At 43.1% G+C, this 23,883-nt stretch carries 20 protein-coding genes; 10 read left to right on the top strand and 10 right to left on the bottom strand.

Annotation, left to right across the window (positions count from 1 at the left end; genetic code table 11):
* Positions 1-58: 58 nt before the first annotated feature.
* Positions 59-910 carry a GGDEF domain-containing protein gene (locus L1070_RS14050; RefSeq protein ID WP_237125984.1) on the bottom strand — a complete coding sequence of 284 codons (852 nt, stop codon included), beginning with the start codon at positions 908-910 and terminating at the stop codon, positions 59-61.
* Positions 911-975: 65 nt separating this feature from the next.
* Positions 976-1,401, bottom strand: coding sequence for a DUF3429 domain-containing protein (locus L1070_RS14045; protein WP_237125983.1), 426 nt, complete (start codon positions 1,399-1,401; stop codon positions 976-978).
* 265 nt (positions 1,402-1,666) lie between these two features.
* On the opposite strand from L1070_RS14045, the gene ahpC reads away from it, so the two are divergent.
* The 4 genes from ahpC to L1070_RS14025 all read left to right on the top strand — a co-directional run bounded on the left by ahpC (position 1,667) and on the right by L1070_RS14025 (position 6,802).
* Positions 1,667-2,236 carry an alkyl hydroperoxide reductase subunit C gene (gene ahpC / locus L1070_RS14040; RefSeq protein ID WP_237125982.1) on the top strand — a complete coding sequence of 190 codons (570 nt, stop codon included), beginning with the start codon at positions 1,667-1,669 and terminating at the stop codon, positions 2,234-2,236.
* Positions 2,237-2,299: 63 nt separating this feature from the next.
* Positions 2,300-3,877 carry an alkyl hydroperoxide reductase subunit F gene (ahpF, locus tag L1070_RS14035; RefSeq protein ID WP_237125981.1) on the top strand — a complete coding sequence of 526 codons (1,578 nt, stop codon included), beginning with the start codon at positions 2,300-2,302 and terminating at the stop codon, positions 3,875-3,877.
* Between the two features lie 315 nt (positions 3,878-4,192).
* Positions 4,193-5,263, top strand: coding sequence for an SGNH/GDSL hydrolase family protein (locus L1070_RS14030; protein WP_237125980.1), 1,071 nt, complete (start codon positions 4,193-4,195; stop codon positions 5,261-5,263).
* Positions 5,264-5,407: 144 nt separating this feature from the next.
* A complete protein-coding gene (locus L1070_RS14025) occupies positions 5,408-6,802 on the top strand; it encodes a YHYH protein (protein WP_237125979.1) in 1,395 nt (464 codons plus the stop codon).
* Between the two features lie 53 nt (positions 6,803-6,855).
* Here the strand turns inward: L1070_RS14025 and L1070_RS14020 are convergent, their stop codons facing one another.
* The 5 genes from L1070_RS14020 to dgt form a co-directional block, all read right to left on the bottom strand.
* A complete protein-coding gene (locus L1070_RS14020) occupies positions 6,856-7,308 on the bottom strand; it encodes an NfeD family protein (protein WP_237125978.1) in 453 nt (150 codons plus the stop codon).
* Between the two features lie 4 nt (positions 7,309-7,312).
* The gene (locus tag L1070_RS14015; protein ID WP_237125977.1) at positions 7,313-8,266 is read right to left on the bottom strand and encodes a slipin family protein; all 954 of its coding nucleotides are present in this window, start codon (positions 8,264-8,266) and stop codon (positions 7,313-7,315) included.
* A 255-nt stretch (positions 8,267-8,521) separates the two neighbouring features.
* The gene (nudB, locus tag L1070_RS14010) at positions 8,522-8,959 is read right to left on the bottom strand and encodes a dihydroneopterin triphosphate diphosphatase (protein WP_237125976.1); all 438 of its coding nucleotides are present in this window, start codon (positions 8,957-8,959) and stop codon (positions 8,522-8,524) included.
* Between the two features lie 694 nt (positions 8,960-9,653).
* Entirely contained in the window at positions 9,654-11,873 is a 2,220-nt protein-coding gene (locus tag L1070_RS14005) for an alkaline phosphatase family protein (RefSeq protein ID WP_237125975.1), read from the bottom strand.
* A 128-nt stretch (positions 11,874-12,001) separates the two neighbouring features.
* Positions 12,002-13,486, bottom strand: coding sequence for a dGTPase (gene dgt, locus L1070_RS14000; protein WP_237126061.1), 1,485 nt, complete (start codon positions 13,484-13,486; stop codon positions 12,002-12,004).
* Positions 13,487-13,712: 226 nt separating this feature from the next.
* On the opposite strand from dgt, the gene L1070_RS13995 reads away from it, so the two are divergent.
* Positions 13,713-14,693 (top strand): phosphatidylinositol transfer protein, encoded by a 981-nt coding sequence (locus L1070_RS13995; RefSeq protein WP_237125974.1) that lies wholly within the window; start codon positions 13,713-13,715, stop codon positions 14,691-14,693.
* Positions 14,694-14,732: 39 nt separating this feature from the next.
* Here the strand turns inward: L1070_RS13995 and L1070_RS13990 are convergent, their stop codons facing one another.
* On the bottom strand, positions 14,733-16,112 hold the full coding sequence (locus L1070_RS13990; RefSeq protein WP_237125973.1) for an MATE family efflux transporter: 1,380 nt from the start codon (positions 16,110-16,112) through the stop codon (positions 14,733-14,735).
* 291 nt (positions 16,113-16,403) lie between these two features.
* Between L1070_RS13990 and L1070_RS13985 the strand changes: the two genes are divergently transcribed.
* Complete coding sequence (locus tag L1070_RS13985; RefSeq protein WP_237125972.1) at positions 16,404-17,435, top strand: DUF1570 domain-containing protein; 1,032 nt, start codon at positions 16,404-16,406, stop codon at positions 17,433-17,435.
* Between the two features lie 81 nt (positions 17,436-17,516).
* Here L1070_RS13985 and L1070_RS13980 read toward each other — a convergent pair whose 3' ends face one another.
* A complete protein-coding gene (locus L1070_RS13980) occupies positions 17,517-17,822 on the bottom strand; it encodes a hypothetical protein (protein ID WP_237125971.1) in 306 nt (101 codons plus the stop codon).
* 113 nt (positions 17,823-17,935) lie between these two features.
* On the opposite strand from L1070_RS13980, the gene L1070_RS13975 reads away from it, so the two are divergent.
* From L1070_RS13975 to L1070_RS13960, 4 genes are all read left to right on the top strand, one after another.
* The gene (locus tag L1070_RS13975; protein ID WP_237125970.1) at positions 17,936-18,817 is read left to right on the top strand and encodes a LysR substrate-binding domain-containing protein; all 882 of its coding nucleotides are present in this window, start codon (positions 17,936-17,938) and stop codon (positions 18,815-18,817) included.
* Positions 18,818-19,079: 262 nt separating this feature from the next.
* Positions 19,080-20,069, top strand: coding sequence for a hypothetical protein (locus L1070_RS13970; RefSeq protein ID WP_237125969.1), 990 nt, complete (start codon positions 19,080-19,082; stop codon positions 20,067-20,069).
* Positions 20,070-20,085: 16 nt separating this feature from the next.
* Positions 20,086-21,072 (top strand): WD40 repeat domain-containing protein, encoded by a 987-nt coding sequence (locus tag L1070_RS13965; RefSeq protein WP_237125968.1) that lies wholly within the window; start codon positions 20,086-20,088, stop codon positions 21,070-21,072.
* A gap of 156 nt (positions 21,073-21,228) precedes the next feature.
* Entirely contained in the window at positions 21,229-22,449 is a 1,221-nt protein-coding gene (locus tag L1070_RS13960) for a nuclease-related domain-containing protein (RefSeq protein WP_237125967.1), read from the top strand.
* Between the two features lie 163 nt (positions 22,450-22,612).
* Here the strand turns inward: L1070_RS13960 and L1070_RS13955 are convergent, their stop codons facing one another.
* A complete protein-coding gene (locus L1070_RS13955) occupies positions 22,613-23,557 on the bottom strand; it encodes a hypothetical protein (RefSeq protein ID WP_237125966.1) in 945 nt (314 codons plus the stop codon).
* Positions 23,558-23,883: the final 326 nt, after the last annotated feature.

Genomic DNA, 23,883 nt, shown 5'->3' with positions numbered 1-23,883 from the left:
AATAAAAACAGGGGCGAGTATAACATCGCTGAAAATGAAAATCTTACCGTGGTTTAGGTTAAGTTGGTTTTGCCTGAGCGCTACGAGAGCGGCTAGACGTTCTAGATTTGTCTTTGTACATTTTGTTGTCTGCCATTTGCAGGGTTTTATCTGGTTCTTGATATTTGTCTGTGGGAGCAAAGCCAATGCTTACATCGACTTGATATTGTTGTAAATCAGGGTTGATAAGGGCTCTAAGCTCTTTGCATTCATCTGGGCTTCGATTACTAAAGGCGACAAACTCATCCCCCCCAAGTCGAAATACGCCTTCCTTATCAAACTGCTCAATGAGGGTCTGGGCAAACTTTTTAAGCACCTCATCACCGATATGATGCCCATAAGTATCATTAGCTTGTTTAAAATTATCCAAATCAAAGTAGTAGAGCCATTGATATTGCTTACTTAAATCAGAAAACTGAGTAAAGCAGGCTTTGCGGTTACCCAGTTGTGTGAGCGGATCATGATAGGCTTCATGACGGAGTTTTTCTGCGAGCTGTTTACGGCTTGCTATTTCTAAGTTGAGTTTAGCAATGGTGACCTTTTTGGAAGAAAGCAGTCTCAACATGCCGTAGCAAACAAGCACAAAGCCGATGCTTTTTAATGAGGTATCTAAGACTAAAACGGGAATGATGGTATGACCGACAAAGTTGTCGAAGATATCAAGTAGCAGCCCGAGACAATAAAAAGACCAACCAAAGACGAAGGGGCGACTGTTAAGTTGCTGTGCGACGAGGGTAATGGTCGATGCTGACAAGCAAAACCACAGTATTTCTTCAACTGCGCTAGTATCTACACTTGGTTGTGAAAAAGCCCAAAATAACAAGGTGGCACCTAATACCCAGATCAGTGTAATAACTATTTTCTGCACCATTGTTTATCCACATCTTGCCTACATCTAGGCTTTTCAATTTGTCTCTTACAGGTATAGCAGAATATTTAAACTCTAGTTAGCTCAATACTTTGTGCAATCATAAATAAATGACATACAAATACGACAGACGTCAAAATGTAGCGCATTTTGTGATAATCCTTATGGTACTGCTGCCAAGCTGGCATGCCACGTTCGAACAACAAGACGATGGGAAAACAAATCGCAAGATATACTAATGTGCTGGTTGCAGAGGCTAGTACCAGTAATGGAAAGGGAACCACAACGAGTACCGCCATGACGGCATGAGTATAAGATTGCTCACCGGCACGCCATAAGGTGCCCGCCATAAATGCCAAAATTCCCATGCTGTATAAGGTAAATGCTTCAATTGCGGGTAAGGAAGAGCCAAGTAACAAAGGCCAGAATACACAAGCTAAAAAAGGAAGAACGCCGTAGTAGCCCAATTGAATATGATTTAAGAACGGATGCATGATTTCCTCAATAATACGATGTTGTAACAGTGAACATGTGCGAGTATAACGCAGCCACGCCGATGGTTATAATTTCTATGCAAAACAATCAATAAAAGATCACTTAGTCATCGTTAAAATATCCGTCAATCTAAAAAATTGATTAAACCAATTCAAACAATCTATTTTATTTAATTGGCCAACATCACTATCTTAGTAATCAAGCAAAGCGGGCTGGCTAACACAGCTCGATATCGACATTAAACAAAACTAAGAGAGTGAAATTATGACTACTTCATTGATCAATACAAAAATTCAACCTTTCAATGCAACTGCTTACCACAACGGCGATTTCGTTGAAGTGAGCGAAAAGGATCTACTTGGTAAATGGTCAATTGTATTTTTCTACCCAGCGGATTTTACCTTTGTGTGTCCAACTGAATTAGGTGACTTAGCAGATTACTATGCGCAGCTACAAGAGATGGGTGTAGAGGTTTACTCAGTATCTACAGATACACATTTCACACACAAAGCTTGGCATGATGCCTCTGAAACCATCAAAAAAATTCAATTCCCAATGATTGGTGACCCGACAGGTCGTATTACCCGAAACTTCGGTGTAATGATTGAAGAAGAAGGTTTGGCACTACGTGGTACGTTTGTGATTAACCCTGAAGGTGAAATCAAAGTGATTGAAACTCACGATTTAGGTATTGGCCGCAGCGCTAAAGAGCTTGTTCGTAAGGTGCAAGCAGCACAATACATTGCCAACCATGACGGCGAAGTATGTCCGGCTTCATGGCAGCCAGGTGAAGAAACACTCGCACCTTCACTGGACCTTGTAGGCAAAATCTAAATCAAACTCAAACGGGGTGGTACACCCACCCCATTTTTTCAATTGCTGTGAGGATGACCAAGCATGTTAGAGCAAAATATTAAAAATCAACTTACTAGCCATTTCAGCGCCTTAAAAGATCCTGTTGAGCTGGTCATTGCACTCGATGACAGCAACAAAGCTAAAGAATTAGAGGCGTTAGCGGCAGACTTAGCATCGCTAAGTGACCAAATCACTGTAACAAACAACCCAGACACCGAAGTACGCAGGCCAAGTATGACCGTGTATTCACCCAAGCGTGAGACACATATTCAGTTTGCGGGCGTGCCTATGGGGCATGAGTTTACTTCATTAATCTTGGCGGTACTGCAAAGTGGTGGGCATCCTGCTAAAGCATCAGAGGATGAAATCGCACAAATTCAGGCGTTAGAGTCAGAATTGAACTTTGAAATGTATATCTCATTGAGCTGTCAAACCTGTCCGCAGGTGGTTCAGGCACTGAACTTGATGGCGGCACTTAATCCGTTAATCAAAACCACCATGATTGATGGTGCATTGTTTCAAGACGAGGTGAGCGAGCGCAACGTATTGGCCGTACCTGCGGTTTACTTAAATGGTGAGCTATTTTCTCAAGGCGCAGTGACACTCACTGACATTCTTAATAAGGTGGATGTAAACGCTGCGGCTAAACAGGCGACTAAGCTAAATGACAAAGAAGTGTTTGATGTATTGGTGGTGGGTGGCGGACCTGCTGGCGCATCAGCGGCTGTGTATGCCGCACGCAAGGGGCTAAATACGGGCGTGGTTGCTGAGCGTTTTGGCGGCCAAGTGGCCGACACCATGAGCATTGAAAACTTTATTTCAGTTAAAGCCACAGAAGGGCCAAAACTGGTTGCACAACTCGAAGAACACGTAAAACAGTATGATGTGGATGTGATGGCAGGACAGCGCGCAGCTAAAGTGTATCGTGACCAGCTACTGCATGTTGAGTTACAAAGCGGCGCGACGCTCAAAGCAAAATCCATCATTTTAGCAACCGGTGCGCGTTGGAGAAATATGAATGTGCCAGGTGAGGCTGAGTATAAAGGACGAGGAGTGGCATATTGCCCGCACTGTGATGGTCCACTGTTCAAGGGTAAACCCGTGGCGGTCATCGGCGGCGGTAACTCGGGTATTGAAGCGGCGATTGATTTGGCGAACATTGTCGAGCATGTCACCGTGCTAGAGTTTGCTGATAGTTTGCGTGCCGACGAGGTATTGATCAAAAAAGCCAATAGCCTAAGTAATGTAACCATCATCAAAAATGCACAAACCACAGAAGTGCTAGGAGATGGTAAGCGAGTGACTGGGCTGAGTTATACCGACAGAGTGACACAGCAAAGTCATGAACTGACACTTGCAGGTGTTTTCGTACAGATTGGCCTTGTGCCCAACACCGAGTTTTTAAAGGACTCACAAGTGAGCCTCACGCAATTTGGTGAAATAGAAATAGACAACAAAGGTGCCACTTCCATGCCGGGCGTATACGGCGCGGGAGATGCGACAACCGAACCATTTAAGCAAATAATTATTGCAATGGGGTCGGGGGCCACAGCCAGTCTCGGCGCCTTTGATTATTTAATCCGTCATGCTCAGCAAAACGAGCAAGAACAGGCAGCCTAGTCATTGCAAGCCAGCCTGTTAGGTGGCTGGCAACACCCAGCAATGTAAAGCCACCTTAGGATTTAAGGTGGCTTTCTTATATGCGACGATTTAATAAAAACAAAAACGCCAGAGCAAGCTCTGGCGTTTTATTTATAGATTAGAAATCTAGTAGCATCCTTTTAATAGGCTACCAAATTAATAAAAAGTTCAATGTATAGGGCGATCTTTTTGTATTGTACAAATGTGGGTTGACTAAACATGAAGAAAACTCGATTGCCTCGTAGGGAAGTAAAATCTATGTTGTATTTTTAACCTAACTAAGGAACAAACAACATGTACAAGGCAGGTTTACTTTCATTATTGCTCTCAAGCGCACTGGCTCATGGGGCGACGTTACCCGCGACTCATCACGCAATTGGTTACGAGGGGCGAACAGACAAGCACTATGACTTGGGGCAGGTCAATATCAACTGGCCGGGTAGTAACTTTAAAACCCAGCTTAAAGGTCGCAGCCTCTCGATGACTTTGATTGGTTTAGGAAATCAATTTGATGTGTTGGTCGATGGCAAACTACACAAAAAAATTATCACAGACTATAGCGGCCAACCGCAAACTTACCTGTTATTTAATCAATCAGACACGACAAGTGTTGAAATTGAAGTGGTAAAACGCTCAGAAGATACCGCAAATTTTAGCCAGATCTTAAGTTTTGAAGTCGATGGGCAATTGGCTGGGGTGTGGCAGCAGCAAAAGCATATTTTATATATTGGTGATTCAATTAGCGCAGGCTTTGGTAGTGAATCTAACAAACGCGACTGTACATGGCCAGAAGTGCAAGCGACCAGTAACGCACGGCTTGCGTTTCCTTACGTGAGCGCGCAAATGCTAGATGCCAGTTTTACGCAATTGTCTGCATCAGGCCTTGGCCTTATTCGCAACTGGAGTGGTAACCAACCACATCATACTTTGCCTTATTACTACGATAAAGCGGGTGCAGTTTTTGAAGATACACGCAGTTTTGAAGATAAGTTTCCGAATTTAATTGTGTTGGAGGTGGGCACCAATGACTTTAGTACCGATCCTCAAGCCCATGAACCTTGGGCCGACATTCAAGAAGTTAAACAAGCGTGGATTAAGCGCATGGTAGAGTTTGTGAACACGCTGCGCGGTCGCTATCCAGACCAACCAATTTTAATGATGCCAAGGCCTGCTTATCCCTATGATTTGATCATCCCCGCAACCAATGAGGCCATTGCCCAGCTCAACGAGCAAGGAATAACTGAGTTATATTCACAACCATTTAGCTCGGCTTTGAGTGGTTGTGTTTGGCATCCAACCAAGCAAGAACATCAAGAAATAGCCACGCAGTTAGTTGATTTTATTAAAACAAAACAATTGCTCTAGACATAGTCACACGACGCTTGGCGGTGTGGTTGTAACGGTTACAACCACACCAAAGCACAGCAGCTTTATACTTCCTTATTTATTCCTCATTTACACACTAACTTAAAGTGGTCAACAAATGATCAAAGGTGTTTTGGAGGGATTATGAAAGTTCAAGTTACTGACAAGTTTCAGTTGTGTGCGCAGGCCGTTGCGCTTATGAGTGCGGTGTGGCTAGGTGGGTGTGGTAGCTCAAATAGTCAAACCGATACGCTGTCATCAGACAACTCGGAGCAACCGAGCCAAACCACTAACAGAGCGCCAGTAGCAAGTGCAGGTGCTGATCAGAATGTTGGCATTGGTCAAACATCGACACTCAGTGGCAGTGCCAGTCGCGATGATGATGGCGATGACTTAAGTTATCAATGGAGTATGCTTGAGCGCCCCGACAATAGCCAAGCAAGTATCCAAAATAGCACTTCGATTAGCGCTTCTTTGGTGCCTGATGTTGAAGGTATATACCGAATTAGTTTGACGGTATCGGATGGTGAACACAGTGCTCAAGATGAAGTCATCATCACCGCAGCGCAAGCGACTGCACAAACTGAGGATATCACCAATGCAATCTTCACCAAGCAAGATACCTCTTGCGCATCTTACGTCGGCAACTATGAGTCCTTTGTGATTGATATACAAAGAGGTTTGGACTTTAGCGCTGACATTTCGATTGCCAGTGATGGCAATGAATGTACTTTTAGCGTCAATGAAATTCCTAATCATGACTTTAACGATGCTCAAGCGCAATTTGCGACCAACGTCAGCGAACAGTCTGCCAGTTACAGTGTTCCTGTAGCGCCAGTTTTGTCTAGTTCAACCACAGCGGTTGAAATTGGTGTATCAAACGGAATTTTCTTAAATGGGGTTAGCGTGGATATCATGGCGGCGGCCTGTTACGGTGTGGGGAGTGAGCCTTTAGGCAGAGAAAAAATAGGCTGTGGGGCCAATCAAAGCGACCACCCGTGGCGTTATGACCCGATGTCACCGCTAAACTCCTTTGGAACAGACAGCCACAACGCCCACCCACAACCTAACGGACGCTATCATTATCACGGCAATCCAAAAGCCATGTTTAACCAAGACTGCCAAGTGGTCTCTCCTGTGATAGGTTTTGCTGCAGATGGCTTTCCAATTTATGGGCCTTGTATTGAAATCGATGGCGCTATTCGCCAAGCAAGAGCGAGTTATGCACTGAAAAACAATGGTGGCAAAAGACAAGACATTAGTGGCTATCAAACGCCACAAGGTGGGGTGGGAGAGATTGCCAGCGACAACTATGATGGCCAATTTCGCTCAGACTGGGAGTATGTTGCAGGTTCAGGCGACCTAGATGAATGTAATGGTATGGAAAAAAATGGCCAATATGGGTATTACATTACCGATAGTTTTCCTTGGGTGGTGGGCTGTTATCGTGCTCAAGTTAACGATTCATTTAAACCAACTGGCATGGCTTTAGACAATCTACTGCACGACCACAGTCATGTTCATACGCACCATGACTAAATCGCAGCGTTTATGATTGAGCAGCGCTGGCAGTGATGTACTGCCAGTGGTTGCTAAATGGCTTTAACCCACATGACACCGACGTCTTTTTTAACGACTTTAACGCGAGTGCCTTTGTTGATGGGTTGTTCGCTTTTTAGTTGCCATTGAATGCCAGAATAGCTGTGATATTGCTTGCTGCTCTCGTCGAGATCGGCTTCGAGTACAAAATCAATGTCGGCAAAATCGCTATTTAGCGCTTTGCCACTAGATGACTGTTGTAGCCGAAGTAAAGGCTTCCAAAGTAAAAGAGCCAACACAAACGTCAATAACGCATTGACCCAAAGTGCCGTGAGCCAATCTTCAGTCAGTAATCCTGCATACATCATGGTGCCGCAAAAAATCAGTGATAGCCCCAAAAACAGCAAAACAAATGTGGCAAACCCGAGCACTGCAACTTCAATCACCAGCGCTAAGATCCCCAATACAATGAGCGATTGTGCCAAGTTGTCTAATATGAACGCCATTCACTTACCCTTTTTGTTGTTTATTTATAGAGTTAATAATAGCCATGCCTTGTGCAACCAGCGAGCTGGCATCGGTGCCAGAGTCAGGCAGTAAAACAACAGAAGACTCTTTGGCTATGGCTTGTTTAGCTGCGATGGCTTTAGTGGCAAGGTCGAGCTGTATGGCTTTTTGCCCCGGCTCAGTATCCGCCGCTTCACCGACTTTGCGCAGCGCTTCTGCTTGAGCTTGCGCAACCGCTAGGATAGCCTGAGCTTCACCTTCGGCGCGCAATATTTGCTCTGCCTTTTCAGCTTCTGCCGCCAGTACTTGCGCTTGTTTTTTACCTTCGGCCACGTTAATCGCAGCTTGTCTATCACCTTCAGATTCAAGTATTTGCGCGCGTTTCACACGCTCGGCTTTCATTTGCGCCTCCATTGCTTCCATTACCGAATTGGGTGGCACAATGTCTTTAATCTCATAGCGTAAAACTTGGATGCCCCATGGATCGGATGCGCTGTTAATGGCGGCAACAATATTGGTATTGAGCAAGTCGCGCTCTTCAAAGGTTTTATCCAATTCCATTTTACCAAGTTCACTACGCATGGTGGTTTGCGCTAACTGGGTTACTGCAAAAATGTAATCATCTACGCCATAAGTCGCTTTGTATGGGTCAAGTACCCTGAAATAGAGTACGCCGTCGACTATCAATGAAATGTTGTCTTTGGTGATAGCTGATTGAGAAGGCACGTCTACCGCTTGCTCTTTTAAGCTCCTATCTGCTGCAATTCGGTCGATAAATGGCACGATAAAATTTAGGCCCGCTTCTTTAGTTGATTGATATTTACCAAAACGTTCGACCATCCAAGCTCTATTTTGTGGTACGAACTTAATACTGCTTTTGAGCACGACCAGCACAAAAATAAGCAAGACAACTTCAATGTTAAATAAGACTTCTAAAATCTGATTAAATGGTTCCATGGTATTCCTCGCAAAAAAGTGCTTTGACGATTAATTATTGTGTATCGCGCTGTGAGTTGCCAGCGCTAAAACACCGCCTAGGGTAGGCTCTGAAACGTATTATTCCCTAAAAAACTCAGGGGAAACCAAGCGTAACAGGGCGGTTGGTAAATATTACAAATAATCGCTGTGTGTACTGCACCTCATCACAGTGATCTGTATCTTAATTGGGTTCATTATAGGAGGATTATTTTAGAAAAAGCAATCGGTGAAATTCTATACGGTAATATTACGTATCTCTTTTGCATTACTGGATGACCAAGCTTTATCAGCTGCCGTCGATTGATTTAACCACAGGTGCTGAGTGTGTTCGTTAGGGTCGAGTATTACTTCAATATGGCTAGGAACACACACGCTAAACACATGCTCGGTATTAATTTTCGCGCCTGCAATATAACGGTGTTGCCAACACTCTCTTATCTCATAATGATTGGTGCGCTTATGGTCGACAATTTCAATGCCGAGCGCTTGTGCATCAATACCTGTTTCTTCCTTTAACTCTCTATATGCGGTTTGTAAGGGAGATTCATTGTGTTCAACACCACCTGTTACGGATTGCCAAAACTCGGCATCATCGGCGCGTTGTATAAGTAGAAACTTGCCAGCGTCATTGTAAATCACAACTAGCACTGAAACGGGTTGTCGCAAAGGCATAATAGCTCTGGAAAGTGTGTTTAACTTTATAATATCACTATATGAGGTTGTAAGATATGAAGTTTATAAGGCACAAAAAAAGTGGGCCCTAATAGGGCCCACTAAAATAACAACACCTAAACAGTGTGCTTTAAGGAAGATAAAACACCACCAACGTCCTTATTGGTATCAGCGATATCTACTTTTCAAAGGAGATAATGCTTTTAATGCGAAACAGATAATACAACTATGTTTATTAAATGTAAACATTAAATTAAAAATTTTATAGTAAGAATTTGGTGAATTATATTTATATTCATAAAAATCAGTCATGTTGTGTTCATTTTTATGTTTGTCTTTTAGATAAAAACATAAAACTAATGTAAACTTTTAAGTTGGTAACGTGTCTCCATTTTGTTTCCATATTTGTCTGTCATAGTGTGTTAAGCAATGCTTATTGCTTTTAGCAGTTCCAAATCCTAATGCTCAAGGATGAGCTTTCCATGGCAGCTAAGTCAAAGGTAACGAGTGTGAATAGTCAGAGGTGGTGAAGTGCCCAAATATACGGCTATGTTTCATTGACGAAGAGCTGAGCAAGCATGTTCGAGTGGAAGCTTTCTTTTCATTTCATCACTGATATTAAACGGTTGTAGGCAAATTGACGTTGCTAAACTAGACGCTTAGCAACGCACAGTGATAGATGTGTACCTACGATTTATTCAACAGGTTCTATCGTCCAAGTGTCGCCAATGCGGGTGGTGCTGAGCCATTTTCCTTGCAACCAGCGATCGTCATGGGCGAGTCTTTGCTCACTAAACCAGTTGTTTTCAAGTTTTACCTGAGTCCCAAAGGTGAGTGTTTCTTCGCCACTAATTTGCTCGACCAACCATTGCTGGCGGGTATTGTTGTCGCCGTGCAGATAGTCGTTGAAATAATAACAATCATGGGAGTCTCGCCATGCACCTAATACCACGTGGGTGCTTTGCTGCGTTTCGGTTGAAATGATTTTGATTACATCATGTTGTTTTATTGGCCCTTGATAGGGGCGGTCTGCGCTTTTTTGCGCGTAGAAGATCACACGTTTATCTTGTGTATTCACGGTTGGAAAGTAAGCGCTTAGGCCAACATCTAGATTAAATTGCTCCAGTCCGCTTGGTAGCGTAATGTAGCTGACTTTTAATGCTTCTTCACTGTGGCAGATGTAATCTCCATTTTGATTTTTTAGATAGAATCGGTCGTAATAGCACAGTGGTTGACCGATAGCCTTGCCACGTCGCAGGAAGTCCACTTCACGGGCATCGTTTCGCAACTCGCTGGTGTTTAGCACATTTTCAAAAGTGGGGGCGCGTTTGACGCGTTCACCAAACTCGGCAATTTTTTCTTCATGGCCCAGCAGCTTTAAAACGGTTTTGATCATTGAAGTGTGATCAAACGGTGTGTTGGTGTCAGAGCGAAACACGGTAGACGGCGCAATATGCGGAGAAATCAATAAGGTAGGTACGCGACCCCCTAAGCGATCAAACTTGAAGCCGTTTTGTAGCAGTGGCTTGGGTTTACCATCAAAACCAATGGTGGGTTCAAAGTTGGGTTCTCCATCACCCCACGGCGGTGTTGCGGGGCCTGGAGGAATATGGTCATAAGCGCCGACTGGTTCATCAAAGGTTATGATAAATAGTGTTTTTTGCCATGCTTGTTGGTTGGCCGTGAGACTCTCATACACCGCTTGTACATAATTTTCGGCCACATTTAAGTTACCGGGGGGGTGGTAATCGTTGCCCATCTCAGTAAAGAGTGTTTTAACCCCTCTATCGACAGCGCTTTCTGAAATGGTCCAGTAGGGTTCAAGGTAGCTAAATTTGGGTAAGTTGCCATCACGCGCCATGGTATGAAAATCATCTATTTTAGCAAAGTGGCTCTCTAGGTTGTTGATATCTTTTTGCAGTGCGGGGAAAAGTCGATAGGTATAACAAGAATCAAGCTCACCAGAGCTAAGCTCTGCTAAGTAGTCTTTGATTGGCACAAGTTTTGGCAGCAAGGCGCTAATACTTTCCAATCTTTGTTTGAGCTTAGTACCAAATACTGTATCAAAGACGCCCGTAGCTAAGTTGATTTGGCTGATAACATGGTCAATCTTTTGCTGAACTTCATCAATTGACTGAGATGAGATCAAATTAAGCAACTTAGATATCTTCTCGGGGATCATGCTGGTTTCCCAAAATACTTTCCAGCTTTGACCACTTTCTTCCAGCGCATTGAAAATGGTTTTATGCAAAAACCGGTCATCACCCAAGCCCATGCCAAGTATTTCTTCCACCATTTCTGCATCTGGGTTTGTTTCTAAATATCCGTTGTTTACTAAGCCTTGAGATGTGCCCGTTAAAGAAAAGGCGCGATTGGTATTAGTTTGTGACGGAACGGATGAAAACCATTGATCGCTCACGGCGTAATGACGGGCCAGCTGATTTAAAACCGGCAATTGCACAGGGCTATATGTTTCCATGATATGAGGCGCATAAAAGCTGACCTCTTCTGTGGTTTGTTGCTCAGATAAACCCCTCTCATGTGCGTCCTTTCTCAAAACCCTAACATAATCAGCTAAATAGCCATTCATGGTTGGGTGTGTATCAACACTTGCCTGCGTGTCGGTGTTAAACAGTTGCATGTTAACTTGCTCAAAGCTCTCTCCAGGTGAAACGCTGGGAATAGCAAGACCGGATACACCTTGAACGGGCGGCTGGCTCAAATGCTCTGCATGGTTTGTCAATGCGCTTAGGTCTAAGCCTTGTAGCCCTTCATAGGCGCGTTCGTCGGATTTTAATGGGGGGATATTTAAGTTTGGCACATCATTTTCGTACAGCCAGCCCAGTAAATTGTCTAACGAGCGGTTTTCGAGCATCAGCAAAACGATGTGTTCAATATTGTGTTGTGTAGCCATAAGATCTCCTTGCTAACCAAAATGAATGGGGCGAACCCCATTAAATATGTTCGTAACTGGACATAACAGCAAGGCGTTGTTCGGCTTTTTGTGGTCGAGATTATGCTTATACAACCGACGGTGTTGATTTAATCCGCGACCATTAAGGTTCTGTAGGTGTCATAAGCAAACTGATCGGTCATACCGCTGACGAAATCTTGAATAAGGCGACAACGGTAGTAAAACTCAAACACCGGGTTTTGTTTTTGCTCATCGCTGAGCGACGCTAACGTTTTTTGATAAACGGCGACAAATTTGCCTGAGATTCGGTTAAGTAGTCTACTTTCTACAGGTAATCCATTGTGTTTATTGACTACTTGTGAGAACTGATCGGCGCTTAAATCTAATAACCTTTGATATTCACTGAGTATTCCGGAGGTAATTTTGTATCCTTGCAACTCCAACTGCTCAACCTCTTTATGGCAAAACACATATTTAAATGCGACATTTTTAAGTGCTTTGGTGATGGCGAACTGATAGCTGTGATCTTCGAGTAGTGCGCTGTTGAAGTTGCCGTTATATATACTTTCTAGGTTATCGACAAAGCGCACAGTTGCGTGTTTTACCAAAGGGTGAACCAGTGACACCCGTAGCCAGATAAAAAACTCATTATCAAAGTTGGTTTGGTTATTACCGGCTTTTTTAATGGCATCTTCACACTTTTTAGCCATCAGTTCTGGCTCTCGCTGTAGCTCATTCGGCAGCTCACTATGCGCACGTGTGTATTCTTCTTTTAAAGCGGCGACGAGTTTATCAACGGAGATCAGACCTTTTTCAACCGCGTCTTCAATATCAGCGAGGCAGTAAGCAATGTCATCGGCGGCTTCCATAATGTACGACGCTGGATGGCGGTGACCCAATTCAATATTCAGTGCGTCACACATAGTTTGCACATATGCCTGTTCACTGTAGTAATAGCCAACCTTCTTTTGCAGGTAGCTTTGTGGGTGCGTTGAGTCAGGGCGGGGCGATGTACCACAGCGTGTGTACTTCAAAATACTGGCAGCTTGGCAGTAAGTTAAGTTCAAACTTGAAAGCGAATGAACGATTCGAATTGCCTGGGCATTGCCTTCAAAATGACAAAGGTCATAAAGCAACTTTTCTTCGATACAGCTTAATGTTGGTTGTGTAGCGTTACTAAACTGACGCACATAGGTGCCATAAACGGCATGTTGTGAGAAGTATCGACTAAACCAATCGTTAATCGCTGCTTCTCCAAAATGACCAAACGCAGGGTTGCCGATATCGTGCATCAGGCACGCCATTTCAACTAAGGTCTCAAGAGCATTGGCAAGTTCTGTGTGTAACGATGGTGCAAGGCCCCGCTTTTTTAATTCTCTGATAATAGATTGTGCGATAAAACGGCCATTTTGTTGTACTTCGAGCGAATGGGTCAACCGTGAGCGAACCGCGGCGTTACGCTCTAATGGAAACACTTGAGTTTTTTGCTGTAATCTGCGCAGTGCTGCGCTGTTAATGATGCGACCTCTATCACTTTCCAAACTCATGGCAACATTAGCATTGGGGTTTTGGCCGTAATGTCTTTGACCATTTATTTTGGTTTTAAAATCCATGTGTGTGCTCAAAATATCATCGTTTTGCCATTGTATGGTTTGCGTGGTGGGTTGTAAATTTTTTGTGATGGGTCGAGAAGGTGCCGCAGGCCCATATTGTCTCATAAATTTTTGTTATATCGATTATGACACTAATATGAATTGCTGAATTTTTCATCTTTCGTTAATAAAATTTTAATCTTATGTCTATAGTGTATTTACTCCAATAGAATACATAGGATTAAAAATGAAGACTTCGTGCTTAGCCAAATCAGTGGCAACTTTACTAACAATTTCAGCATTTAACCTGCAGGCACTGCCGCAATGTGCAGACCCAACATGGATGGAAGTAGATTACCCTAAACCGCAATTGCCTGATACTGGCTACCGTAATGGGCTTAACCGTTTTATTACATGGCTGCCAAGTTTTCATATGATCCATGACGTCGTGGTTGCTAAGGGCAACAGTGCAACAATTACAGCAAAGTTTGATTATGGCGCGGTATCTCATAAAGATCTGGAATATGAAACAGTGCGCTTCTACATTCGCTCGCAGCAAGATAATCAGTGGCAGTTTTTGTCAGAACAAGTCACTAATGGTGATGGCAAAGCATTCGCTACGCTACCTCCTTTGCCTGCAGGCCAATACCGCATTTATGCAGGCGTCCCTGCAGATGGCTCTGGTACAGAAGGGTTTGTGACTGTTGTTGACCCAAACACGCCAGCGGTACTGTTTGATATAGATGGCACACTCACTAAGTCAGACGCGGAGCAAATTGGAGATTACACAGGCATTGACCGTGCTGATCCGCGTGAGGGCGCTTACAGTTTGGTTCGTCGTTATATGGACCTTGGCTACCAGCCTGTGTATTTAACCGCGCGCGTGTACTGGTATGCAAAAGGTACACGTAGTTGGTTAGATTGGATGGGGTTACCTGAGGGCGTGCTCAGAACATCGCTTAGCAATGAAACGAGCTTGTTTAAGACGGCAGAGTACAAGATTGACCAAATCAACAAGTTTAGGGCGCAAGGTTTAAACATTGTGCGTGCGTATGGGAACGCTAAAACGGATGCTGAGGCTTTCATTGAAGCAGGGCTTGGCAGTGAAAATAGCTTTACAATCGGCAGTGATGCGGGGCATTACGGCACAACAGCGATTCTCAGTGATGGCTACTTTGATCATATCTCTGAATATGTAGATAATTATGACGCTGCTTTGTGCGAATAACAAAGTAAGGCCCTGAGTGATTCAGGGCCTCAACAGAACTTATACGGTAGCGGTAACGATCTTTTTGGCACGCTTGTGCGCTTTATTGAATATTTTGTCTTTCAGTACAACACGTAATAGCACCATGATAACCAGCGCTTGGATATAGACGGTGACTACTGAGATTGTCCACATAGTGGTAACTGTAAGGGCTTGTTGGCTTAAATAGTACATAAGCAGAGTGACAAAACTGCCTACGCGTATCGTTGTGCCAAGTAGGGCGGGTAGCGTATTGGCAAAAGCTTGAAACATAGCCGCTGCAGCAAACACAAACCCCGCTGGCACAAAGTTGTAACCAACATAGCTTAAAAACGTGGTTGCGGCTTCAATCACATCAGGATCATCACTAAAAGGACTAAAAAAGATGTGCGGCACACTAATACACAACACACTGATTAGCGCCATAAACAGCACTGTCATTAAAGTGGTTATTTTAAACGTTACATACACGCGCTTTAATTTACCCGCCGCAAAGTTTTGGCCTGCAATTGCAGGGGCTGCAAAGGCGATTGCCATAACGGGTAAAAACAAACATTGCATGATACGGCTACCCAGTCCGAATCCCGCTTGTTGATGCGCCCCAAAGTCGCTCAATGCCCAGTAGATAACAGCCATGTAAAAAAAGGTCAGCATAAATTCACTGCCCGCTGGAACACCCACCTTTAATATTTGCCTAAGTGTTGTCCAATCTGAAGTAAGGTTGGCTTTTTCCACCTGTAAGGTATTGCGATTGTTAGCGAGATAAATCACCGTCATGAGCAGCGCAAGCATGGCTGACAAAGAGCTGGCAAAGCCTGCACCACTCACACCCATCGGTGTAAAGAGTCCTAAGCCTGTGATGAAAATGGGTGATAACAGTGCGTTGATAAGTAAAGCTGTAATTTGCATCAACATAAAGGGTTTAACGAGCCCCGAACCACGCATGGAGGCTGCTATCACTGTTAAAATAAATTGCAGTGCTAAAGAGGGCAAAAACCAATAAAAATAGTCAAGGCATACCTGATAGGTGGCTTGATCAGCCGCCGTGCTTGCAAAATAGTGGTGTGCAAATAGATAACCAATAACCAAAGCGAGCATAGTGGCAATCACGCCATAAAAAAGGCTATGGCTGTATATCTTGTTAGCATGTGATTTGTCTTTTCGGCCAATCGCGTGGGCAATAAGCGTTGCACAACCAACGTTAAAAATCTGTGTGAGTGCTAATACAAAAAAGAATAAGTTACCCGCTGTACTTACACCGGCAATGGCAGCCTCGCCAAGGGCGCTTACAAAGTATAAGTCGATAATAAAGTATAGTGTTTGCACCAGCATACTCATCGCTATGGGAACAGCCATCGCGAGTATATGTGAATGTATCGGCCCTCGTGTTAGATCTTGCATTGATATCCTTGTTTGTTGCTTATGGGTGCTATGTTACGTTTATTTGCGCGATATTCATGATTGAAATTGCGGTATTTTTGCATTGTCGAATTGCCAGAGCGCTGACATTTTTGCTTAACTAATTGATTGTATGTAAGTACCCATAAAAGTTGCAATCCCTTTATGAGTTTTAATTTTACTTGAGTAACTTTTGAATAGCAGGTTTAAATAACAAGACCTGCTAAGTGTACTTTGATTTCGTGGTGTTTGCTGGTAGCTTAAAGTGCAACTTTATATTTTTGGTGAAATAGCTTGGCGAATAATCCTAAAAAGCGGACTTTTTATGCTTTGTTAGCGGCGCTTATTCTGTGGGCTGTTTATTATTACGGGGATTTTGGCTTAGAGAATCCGCCTCTTTCTAGAGCCAGTAATACACCGCCAGCGCTCAAGCTGGAACAGAGTGAGCCGCTCACCATTACCAAAGTACCATCGGAGCAACCCTCATACAGCACTACTAATTCGCCTGTTGAACAACCACAATGCAATATGGAGGACTTTATTAAGCGCCAAGAAGCGGCATCGAAACGACGGTTGGGTTCAATTGAACAAGAGTTTACTAAAGTACAACATGTGTTTGGGGCGAACACGCAGCTGAGCGTATATCATAAAAATATTCGTTCACAGACAATCGATGCGCTTATTGAGCGACTGGCGTTAGTGCATCAATTATATGGGCAATTTTTGGGCGAGCGAGCATCTAAGTTTATCAATTTAAACTTAGTTATATTATCCAACAGAGCCGAATACGAAGATTATACTTCTCGTTATGGGTTTGATCCTCGCGCCAGTCAGGGGGTCTTTTTTCATGGGAGCAATTCAGCGTTTATTGAGTATAAAAATGATGAGCAAGCTGTTGCAACGGCGGTGCATGAGGCAGTTCACGCCATGAACTTAAGGCTGATTGGTTTAACACCAAGGTGGTTGAACGAGGGGATGGCTCAGTTGCTTGAGAATGTCAGCAAACAAGGTGGCGTACTTAGGTTCAATCCAGGCCCTAGAGCGTTGAAAAATCCACCCTATGATATTTACGCATTGTTAGAATCTGAATCCCAATGGGGCAGTGTAGATATGGGCAGGTTGTACTACAGCGGTTGGTCTTGGCTTAGCTATATCATCAGCAATGATTCGGGCATGAAGATGTTAACGCGATTAATTGGGCGAGAAAGTGAAAACCCGTGTGATGTGCTAAGCAGTGATGAAAGCTATGACATCTTGCAAAGCACTTCTGCTACTTTTGAACAAGATTTTCATCATTGGTTGGATGCAGTAAAACCACAGTCATAGTTCATAAAATCTAATGGATTGGTCCTTTTTATTTGGCTGTGAGCGTATTAAAAGGACCAACTCGTATCTTGTATATTAATGCTATAACTTAGCCAGAATTTGTTTTGCCGTGCGTCTTGTTAAACACGATGCCATTGGCGAACGTGAGAACTTGTTTTGGCTAACTTGTTGCATTTCGCTGCTATAGACACGCATTTTATCCGAGACCACTACCTTACACTCCACTTTGTCATCTAACTGACTATAATGAAGTTCTACTCGCTCTGCCTTGAAGATTATATTCTTATATGGATACCCTTCTGTGGTGTTAAGGTGCTCCACAGGCGCTGTATTGGCAAAAGGTGTTGTTGTGAATAGCAGGGATAATACAATGATTAAGATTTTCATAATTTACTCTCTTGTTACTGTGTGGGCTTGCTAAGAGTATTGAGGTTTGGGCGTGTGCTGACAAACGATAAAAAATGCTCTATGATTAAGTTTTTCTTAACTGTTGGCGAGCTATGAATTTACCTCCTTTAAAAAGTTTGTTGTACTTTAAGCACGCCGCCGAGCTTGGTAGCTTTAAACTGGCAGCCGAGCAACTGTTTGTTACTCAGGCGGCGATTAGTCAGCAAATAAGAGCATTAGAAGAACATTTGCAGTGTGAGCTGTTTGTCAGACAAACCCGAGCGGTGTCGCTCACACGACAAGGCGAGCAATTACTGCCTCATGTATTGTCTGCCTTTGGTCATCTTGAAGCTGGTTTAGGGGCTTTAGCACAAGACCCTGAACCTAAAACGCTAAATATCTCGGTATTACCATCTTTTGCGGCTTGCTGGCTGCTCCCGCGAATACAGGATTTCAGTCAAAATAGTGAAGGTATTAAGCTGCGTATCGATCCAAGTGATCGACATGCTGACTTTGAACAAGGCGAAGCAGACATTGGGCTACGCTTTGGTGAAGGTCATTATCCAGATTTACACAGTGAGCTGCTGGGGGATGATCAAATGCTATTGGTGTATAAAACTGGCATGCTTGATGAATCGGCACCGCTGAAACCTCAACTACTTAAAAGCCAATTAATCATGGATATATGCCCTGATGCAGAGCGCGCATGGCAAAGTGTGGTGGCTGAGTTGAATATTGCAACAGAGCAGCTGCCGAGATTTTTAGAAATAGATAACGCCGCATTGGTTATTCAGGCGGTACTGGCAGGCCAAGGGGTAGGTATGCTTAGAAAGCGCTTAATCGAGTCTCATGTTGCACTGTCACAGCTAAAAATATGGCCAGGTTTTGAGTTACAGTGCCACTATCAATATTTTTTAGTTGGGCCGCAAAGACATTTCTCTTGGCATAAAGTAAAAGTATTTCAAGACTGGTTAATGATGCAATTTAATCGCTGATTGGCTTGGTATGTTGTCCATCTCCACAATTTATGCATAGCGACTGATTCTAGCGCGGCCTTAATTGTGCTTACGCGATGCTAACGTGATACTCTACATGTATATGATGAACGTTCACACATAGTGTTGCTTGTGGTAGTGGATGACAGCCACACATTACCCTTGTAAATTTGTGAGATTGGCACTGTGCTTGCAGTTTCTGGCTAGTTGTTTAAAGCAATACTTGTGTATTGCGAGGCGGTAAGCTTTTTAGAGGTGTAATATGCGTTGGTATACCGTGATTACCACACTGTTTTTATTACTATTAGCTGGATGTGGTGAAAATCTTAAGTTGTCAGAGGGGGTGCTCCACCAGTTTGAGCAAGAACCCTTGTTGGTCGGTCAAATATCTGACGATGGTCGTTTGTTGCTAACGGTTACACTGTCTGAGCAGGTGACGGTATGGCGCACAGCATCAAAACAAGTCGAGTACCAAATTCCTCAAAAGCAGTTACTTAAGCCTGTTCGTCACGCGTTATTATCCAAAGACAACTCGTTGTTGTTAGTGGCAAATTATGACACTTTGGGGATATGGTCGGTCTCAGGTCGAAGCTTTATCCACAAGGTGCAGTTTACGGGCATTGATCCAATGGCGACTATCAGTCATATCGCGCTTTCACCTAATAATGGTCGTGTACTCATCGCAATGACAGACGGCTCTTTAAATATGGCCGATCTGAATACCCGCCTGAACAACCGTTTTAAACCTCATTCAAGACCGATTGACTTTATGGCCTTTGGTAAACAAGGGGAGCTGTTTTTAACTGGTGCTCAGGATGGCAAAGTGGGGCTATGGCAATTTGGCTCTCCAAAGTCACTGTTTGAAAAAGAATTTGCTCATAGGGTAACAAGTTTAACGACCGATACGGACTTTTCACGCTTTTTTATGTCAGATGGCTTAAATGCTCAGCACATTAAAACCTTGGTCGGTGGTGAAGAGGTTGTAAAGCTTAATTACTCTGCGCGTTTTAAAGTATTTAGACAATCTCAATTTATTCCCAACGCCCCTTTATTGGCAACCTCTTCATCTAAATCACACTTAAGTTTGTGGGATACTAAAACAGGTGATGAGCTAGGAACTTGGACCATCGCCACACAAAGAGAAGGGGCGAGCATTATGTCAATGCATGCTACTAAAGCTGGTAAGTTGTATACTCTAAACAGTGACGCAATGCTGCAAAGTTGGGATCTCAATCAGTTAAAAACACTTTAGGTGTGAGGAACATGGCATGGTTAGGTGGTTGCTGATAAATGTTATGATATTTTTGCTGCTAGGGTGTAGTGACCCTACCAGCACACACCCAAGTTCAAGGCATCAATACAGTGATGCATTGGTATTGAGCGGCCAGTTATCGCACGATGGCAAGCAGTTGCTCCTTGTTGTGGAAGGGCCAAACCTAGCACTGTGGGACACAACCAGTAAACGGGTGTTAATGAGTTTGAGTGAAACCCAACTGCCTGACAAAATCCGCGCATTAGTGTTACATAAACCCTCACAACAACTGCTGGTGGCTGATGATGAGTTAGTACAGTTTTGGAATATACCTGAGGGTACTTTACAGGGCACACTGAGAGTTTCTGGGGTGGACGAGCTGGCGAGAATATCACAATTGGCCATGTCAGATAACGGCGCGTTAGTCGCTATTGGGTTTACGGATGGTTCAGTTTCTATTGCCGATAGGAACACTGAGAAAATGAACCAATTTATGCCTCATAGTAGTAATGTGATAGCCATACATATTATTGAGGACAGACTCATGATGGTAACGGGGTCACACGATGGAGTTGTAAACGCTTGGAATATGCAAACAGGGCAAAGCTACTACCAGCAAGAATATGCCTCTAGGTTGAGCAGTGTCAGCGTATCGAATGAGCGTGATAAGATATTTGTTTCAGATAGCCTGAGAACCCAACAAGTACTGGCCATCGATGATGGGCAAGTGCTAAACGAGCTGGCATATATCACTCGTTTTAAGTGGTTTAGACAGGCGTTGTTCATTCCCAAAACGCCCTGGCTGATCACTTCTACACCTAAGTCTGAATTAAGCATCTGGGATACATCTTCTGGCAAAGAAAAGCAAAGTTGGCAAATAGATACGCATAGTTCAGGAACAACGTTACTGGATATGGTGATTGTGGATGATACTTTGCTCACATTAAGCAGTGAAGGTGTGGTTGAAAGCTGGAGACTCAGCGAGATGATTGCGGATCTTTAAACGCAGTTTATTTGTTTGTATAATGGCCACATGACAACGATTAACACTCACTTATCACATGTAAACAGAAACGCATCCATGCCAGTATTGGCTCAGGGACTATTATTGTGTGCTGTGCTTTTATTGCTTTTTTGGTCAGCATTAAGCAAGGCACAAATGCAATTACCTGAAGATGTATGTCAGAGTTTTTTAATTGAGGCGCGTGCGCTTGAGCGTGCAGGGGCCAGTCAAAAAGGTCAACCCTCTTACAATCGTTGGCAGCGCCTAGATGAGCGATTGAGACTATTTTGCGCAGATGCGGTTATTTATACACCTCAACAACAAGTTAAAACAAAAATCGCAACACATGCCAACAAGCCTGTATTACAAGTTGCAGCAACCCAACTGCATCAAGGGTCTGAGCGTTATAGTGAACCACACAAGCAAGCAGCTTGGTTGGAATTTTATCAGCCTTCTGTCTCGTGCCAAAAAGCCAACAAAACTACCCAGCAACACGTAAGGTGTAATCAAGAAGTAACAGAAAACAGAGTGCTGTTTGAAAAATACTGGCTGGAAACAGTTCAGCAACAACACAAAAGTGGTGATCAACAACCAGTTAAAGAAGTTCCCAACACAGAAGTCGTCAAACCCGCGCAACCGCAACCTGTTCAGAATGTGCAAAAGGCGCAGCCCAATTCAGTACAAGACAATACAACGTCCACAGCATCTTTGACTCAGCCTCAATCAGAGTCTTCGATTTGGCGCCATGTTGGCAGCTATGTTTGGATTGTGTTGTTAATTGCAAGCTTTACCGTGGTAACGGTGACACTATGGCCTTATACAAAACGGGCTATCAGCCATTTTGCAAGCCGCTTATTACTGCATAGATTCTTTAAACAATCTTTGGGTGATAACTATTTAACACTGGGTAAGGTGCGTTTGGGAACGCCTAACAACGTATTAGATGTAGATGAACTCCTAGTCTCTAAGTATGGGATTTTTGTTGTGCAATATCAAAGCCAAGCAGGGGCTATTTGGGTTGATAGCCACTCAGACTATTGGACGCAAAGTATTGATGATGAACGACACTATTTTGATAACCCGTTTGATGCACTCAATAAAAAAATAGCCTTACTCAGAGAAGTGTTGGATCTAAACACTCATATCTACGGTTGTATTGTCTTTCCAAAGGACGTCTATTTTAGGACGCCGATGCCCAACGAAGTTTGTACATATTCAGATGCCCCAAAGCTTATTAAAGCCTATGACAAGGTATGTTTTGATGATGAACAAATCGCGCAAATAAAACTGCAAGTTGAGCTGTATCAACAGGATAGCTCGATTTTGGAGCGTATTAAACAAACCGCAGAACGCGTTAAATCGTTGCAATTGAATTAACAGTTTGAAGCGCGCTAAGTGCACTCCTTTCGATCAGTTCATATGAACGGTCGGGTTTAGGGTAACGGGCTGTCAGCATAACAATGGTTGCTCATTATTAAAGAAAGCAAATACAGGGAAACTAGTAATGAGGTGGCCAAAAAGCATTGACCACTAAAACAAGCTAATTTCTGTGCAAGTTTCGGTATATAGCCACCAACTCGCTATTTTGACTATCAAGCATTAAGTAGACATTAAGTGCATTTTCAAATACAGGTTTTAAGAAATAGTTAACCTCTTTTTTTAGCATCTTTTGTAGGTCTATATCTTGTTCATCAACTATTGATTGAACAATTTGTTTATATTGGTCGAGTACATGAATTTCATCGTAAAGTGCTCGATTCATATCTGTAACCAAGTTTCTCAAGCAGAAACTACTTACGCTCAAAAGGCATTCACTAAAATCTTTATTTTTGTTTAGTAACGGCATGCATGAACCAATTTCTGATTGCTGTTGCACGAACAGAGCCCCCTTCGATAAGGGAAATTTTTTTCTTATTGTACTACAATAATTAATAAGATCATCGCCGCAAGATAGCTCGTATTCAGGTCCACTCTTTACTAAGCGAATGGTTTCATCTCTTGTTTCTGGTGTTTCGTTCATCAATATAAAATCTGTCGTCTCAAGACTTTTTTTTAGCAATTCGGTTGAACACTGTGAGTAAAGGTTCTCAGTCAGCACTTTTAGTCTATTTCTCAATACATCAATTTCGAGAGGATAGCGTGCAATTTTATTTTGCAATCTGAATTCTTGTTTTGTTTCTGCTAATTCTTGCTTACTCGTATCCCATGTTTTGTAAAGCAACGCGATACTGGCTAACAGAAGTAATGGACTAAGAGAGCTATTAAAGAAAGCGGCTACATTGTTCCAAGTTGTGAAGTTCCTATTATTAGGGTCAAAGCCAAAACTCATTAAATACCATGCGACTAGGAATGATGGGATGAGAATCAAAGGTAGTGCTAAATAAAATAGAAACTTATCGTTTTTCGCTTTCTCGCTGAGCATAAAAAACATTATTGTTGCGATAATGGCAATAATAAAAAATACCAAAATAAGACCAAAATCCATAACTCTCCTTATATATTCAAGGCCGTATTTCAAATTCACTTGATAATAACATCATTATTCTGTACGCCTATCAATAAGGGGCATACTTATATGATTAGTAAGGTCGGAAGCCAAGAGTATTGTGTGATTCTATGAAGTGGAAATTCCATCAAAATAGACTGATAAAGCAAATACTCATCACCGACGTCTCTAAATAATTTGCTGCATGAAAACCAACTTTACCAGCACGGTAACAAATCGCTGACACGCACCACTAATTTGCACTTGCCTAAGATGCCGCCTAAGCTTTAACCCTGCACTCAAATGCAACTTAACTGGACACCCAC

Source organism: Pseudoalteromonas sp. MMG022 (assembly GCF_021654245.1).
Taxonomy (GTDB): domain Bacteria; phylum Pseudomonadota; class Gammaproteobacteria; order Enterobacterales; family Alteromonadaceae; genus Pseudoalteromonas; species Pseudoalteromonas amylolytica.
This window is presented reverse-complemented; position numbering and strand designations above follow the sequence as displayed.

Coding starts and splice junctions, on each gene's coding strand:
- L1070_RS14025 (WP_237125979.1), top strand. CDS start 5,408: ATGAAAGTTCAAGTTACTGACAAGTTTCAGTTGTGTGCGCAGGCCGTT.
- L1070_RS14015 (WP_237125977.1), bottom strand. CDS start 8,266: ATGGAACCATTTAATCAGATTTTAGAAGTCTTATTTAACATTGAAGTT.
- L1070_RS13955 (WP_237125966.1), bottom strand. CDS start 23,557: ATGGATTTTGGTCTTATTTTGGTATTTTTTATTATTGCCATTATCGCA.
- L1070_RS14050 (WP_237125984.1), bottom strand. CDS start 910: ATGGTGCAGAAAATAGTTATTACACTGATCTGGGTATTAGGTGCCACC.
- L1070_RS13980 (WP_237125971.1), bottom strand. CDS start 17,822: ATGAAAATCTTAATCATTGTATTATCCCTGCTATTCACAACAACACCT.
- L1070_RS13960 (WP_237125967.1), top strand. CDS start 21,229: ATGCAATTACCTGAAGATGTATGTCAGAGTTTTTTAATTGAGGCGCGT.
- L1070_RS13965 (WP_237125968.1), top strand. CDS start 20,086: ATGGTTAGGTGGTTGCTGATAAATGTTATGATATTTTTGCTGCTAGGG.
- L1070_RS14045 (WP_237125983.1), bottom strand. CDS start 1,401: ATGCATCCGTTCTTAAATCATATTCAATTGGGCTACTACGGCGTTCTT.
- ahpF (WP_237125981.1), top strand. CDS start 2,300: ATGTTAGAGCAAAATATTAAAAATCAACTTACTAGCCATTTCAGCGCC.
- L1070_RS14020 (WP_237125978.1), bottom strand. CDS start 7,308: ATGGCGTTCATATTAGACAACTTGGCACAATCGCTCATTGTATTGGGG.
- dgt (WP_237126061.1), bottom strand. CDS start 13,486: ATGGATTTTAAAACCAAAATAAATGGTCAAAGACATTACGGCCAAAAC.
- L1070_RS13990 (WP_237125973.1), bottom strand. CDS start 16,112: ATGCAAGATCTAACACGAGGGCCGATACATTCACATATACTCGCGATG.
- L1070_RS14030 (WP_237125980.1), top strand. CDS start 4,193: ATGTACAAGGCAGGTTTACTTTCATTATTGCTCTCAAGCGCACTGGCT.
- L1070_RS13970 (WP_237125969.1), top strand. CDS start 19,080: ATGCGTTGGTATACCGTGATTACCACACTGTTTTTATTACTATTAGCT.
- ahpC (WP_237125982.1), top strand. CDS start 1,667: ATGACTACTTCATTGATCAATACAAAAATTCAACCTTTCAATGCAACT.
- L1070_RS13975 (WP_237125970.1), top strand. CDS start 17,936: ATGAATTTACCTCCTTTAAAAAGTTTGTTGTACTTTAAGCACGCCGCC.
- nudB (WP_237125976.1), bottom strand. CDS start 8,959: ATGCCTTTGCGACAACCCGTTTCAGTGCTAGTTGTGATTTACAATGAC.
- L1070_RS14005 (WP_237125975.1), bottom strand. CDS start 11,873: ATGGCTACACAACACAATATTGAACACATCGTTTTGCTGATGCTCGAA.
- L1070_RS13995 (WP_237125974.1), top strand. CDS start 13,713: ATGAAGACTTCGTGCTTAGCCAAATCAGTGGCAACTTTACTAACAATT.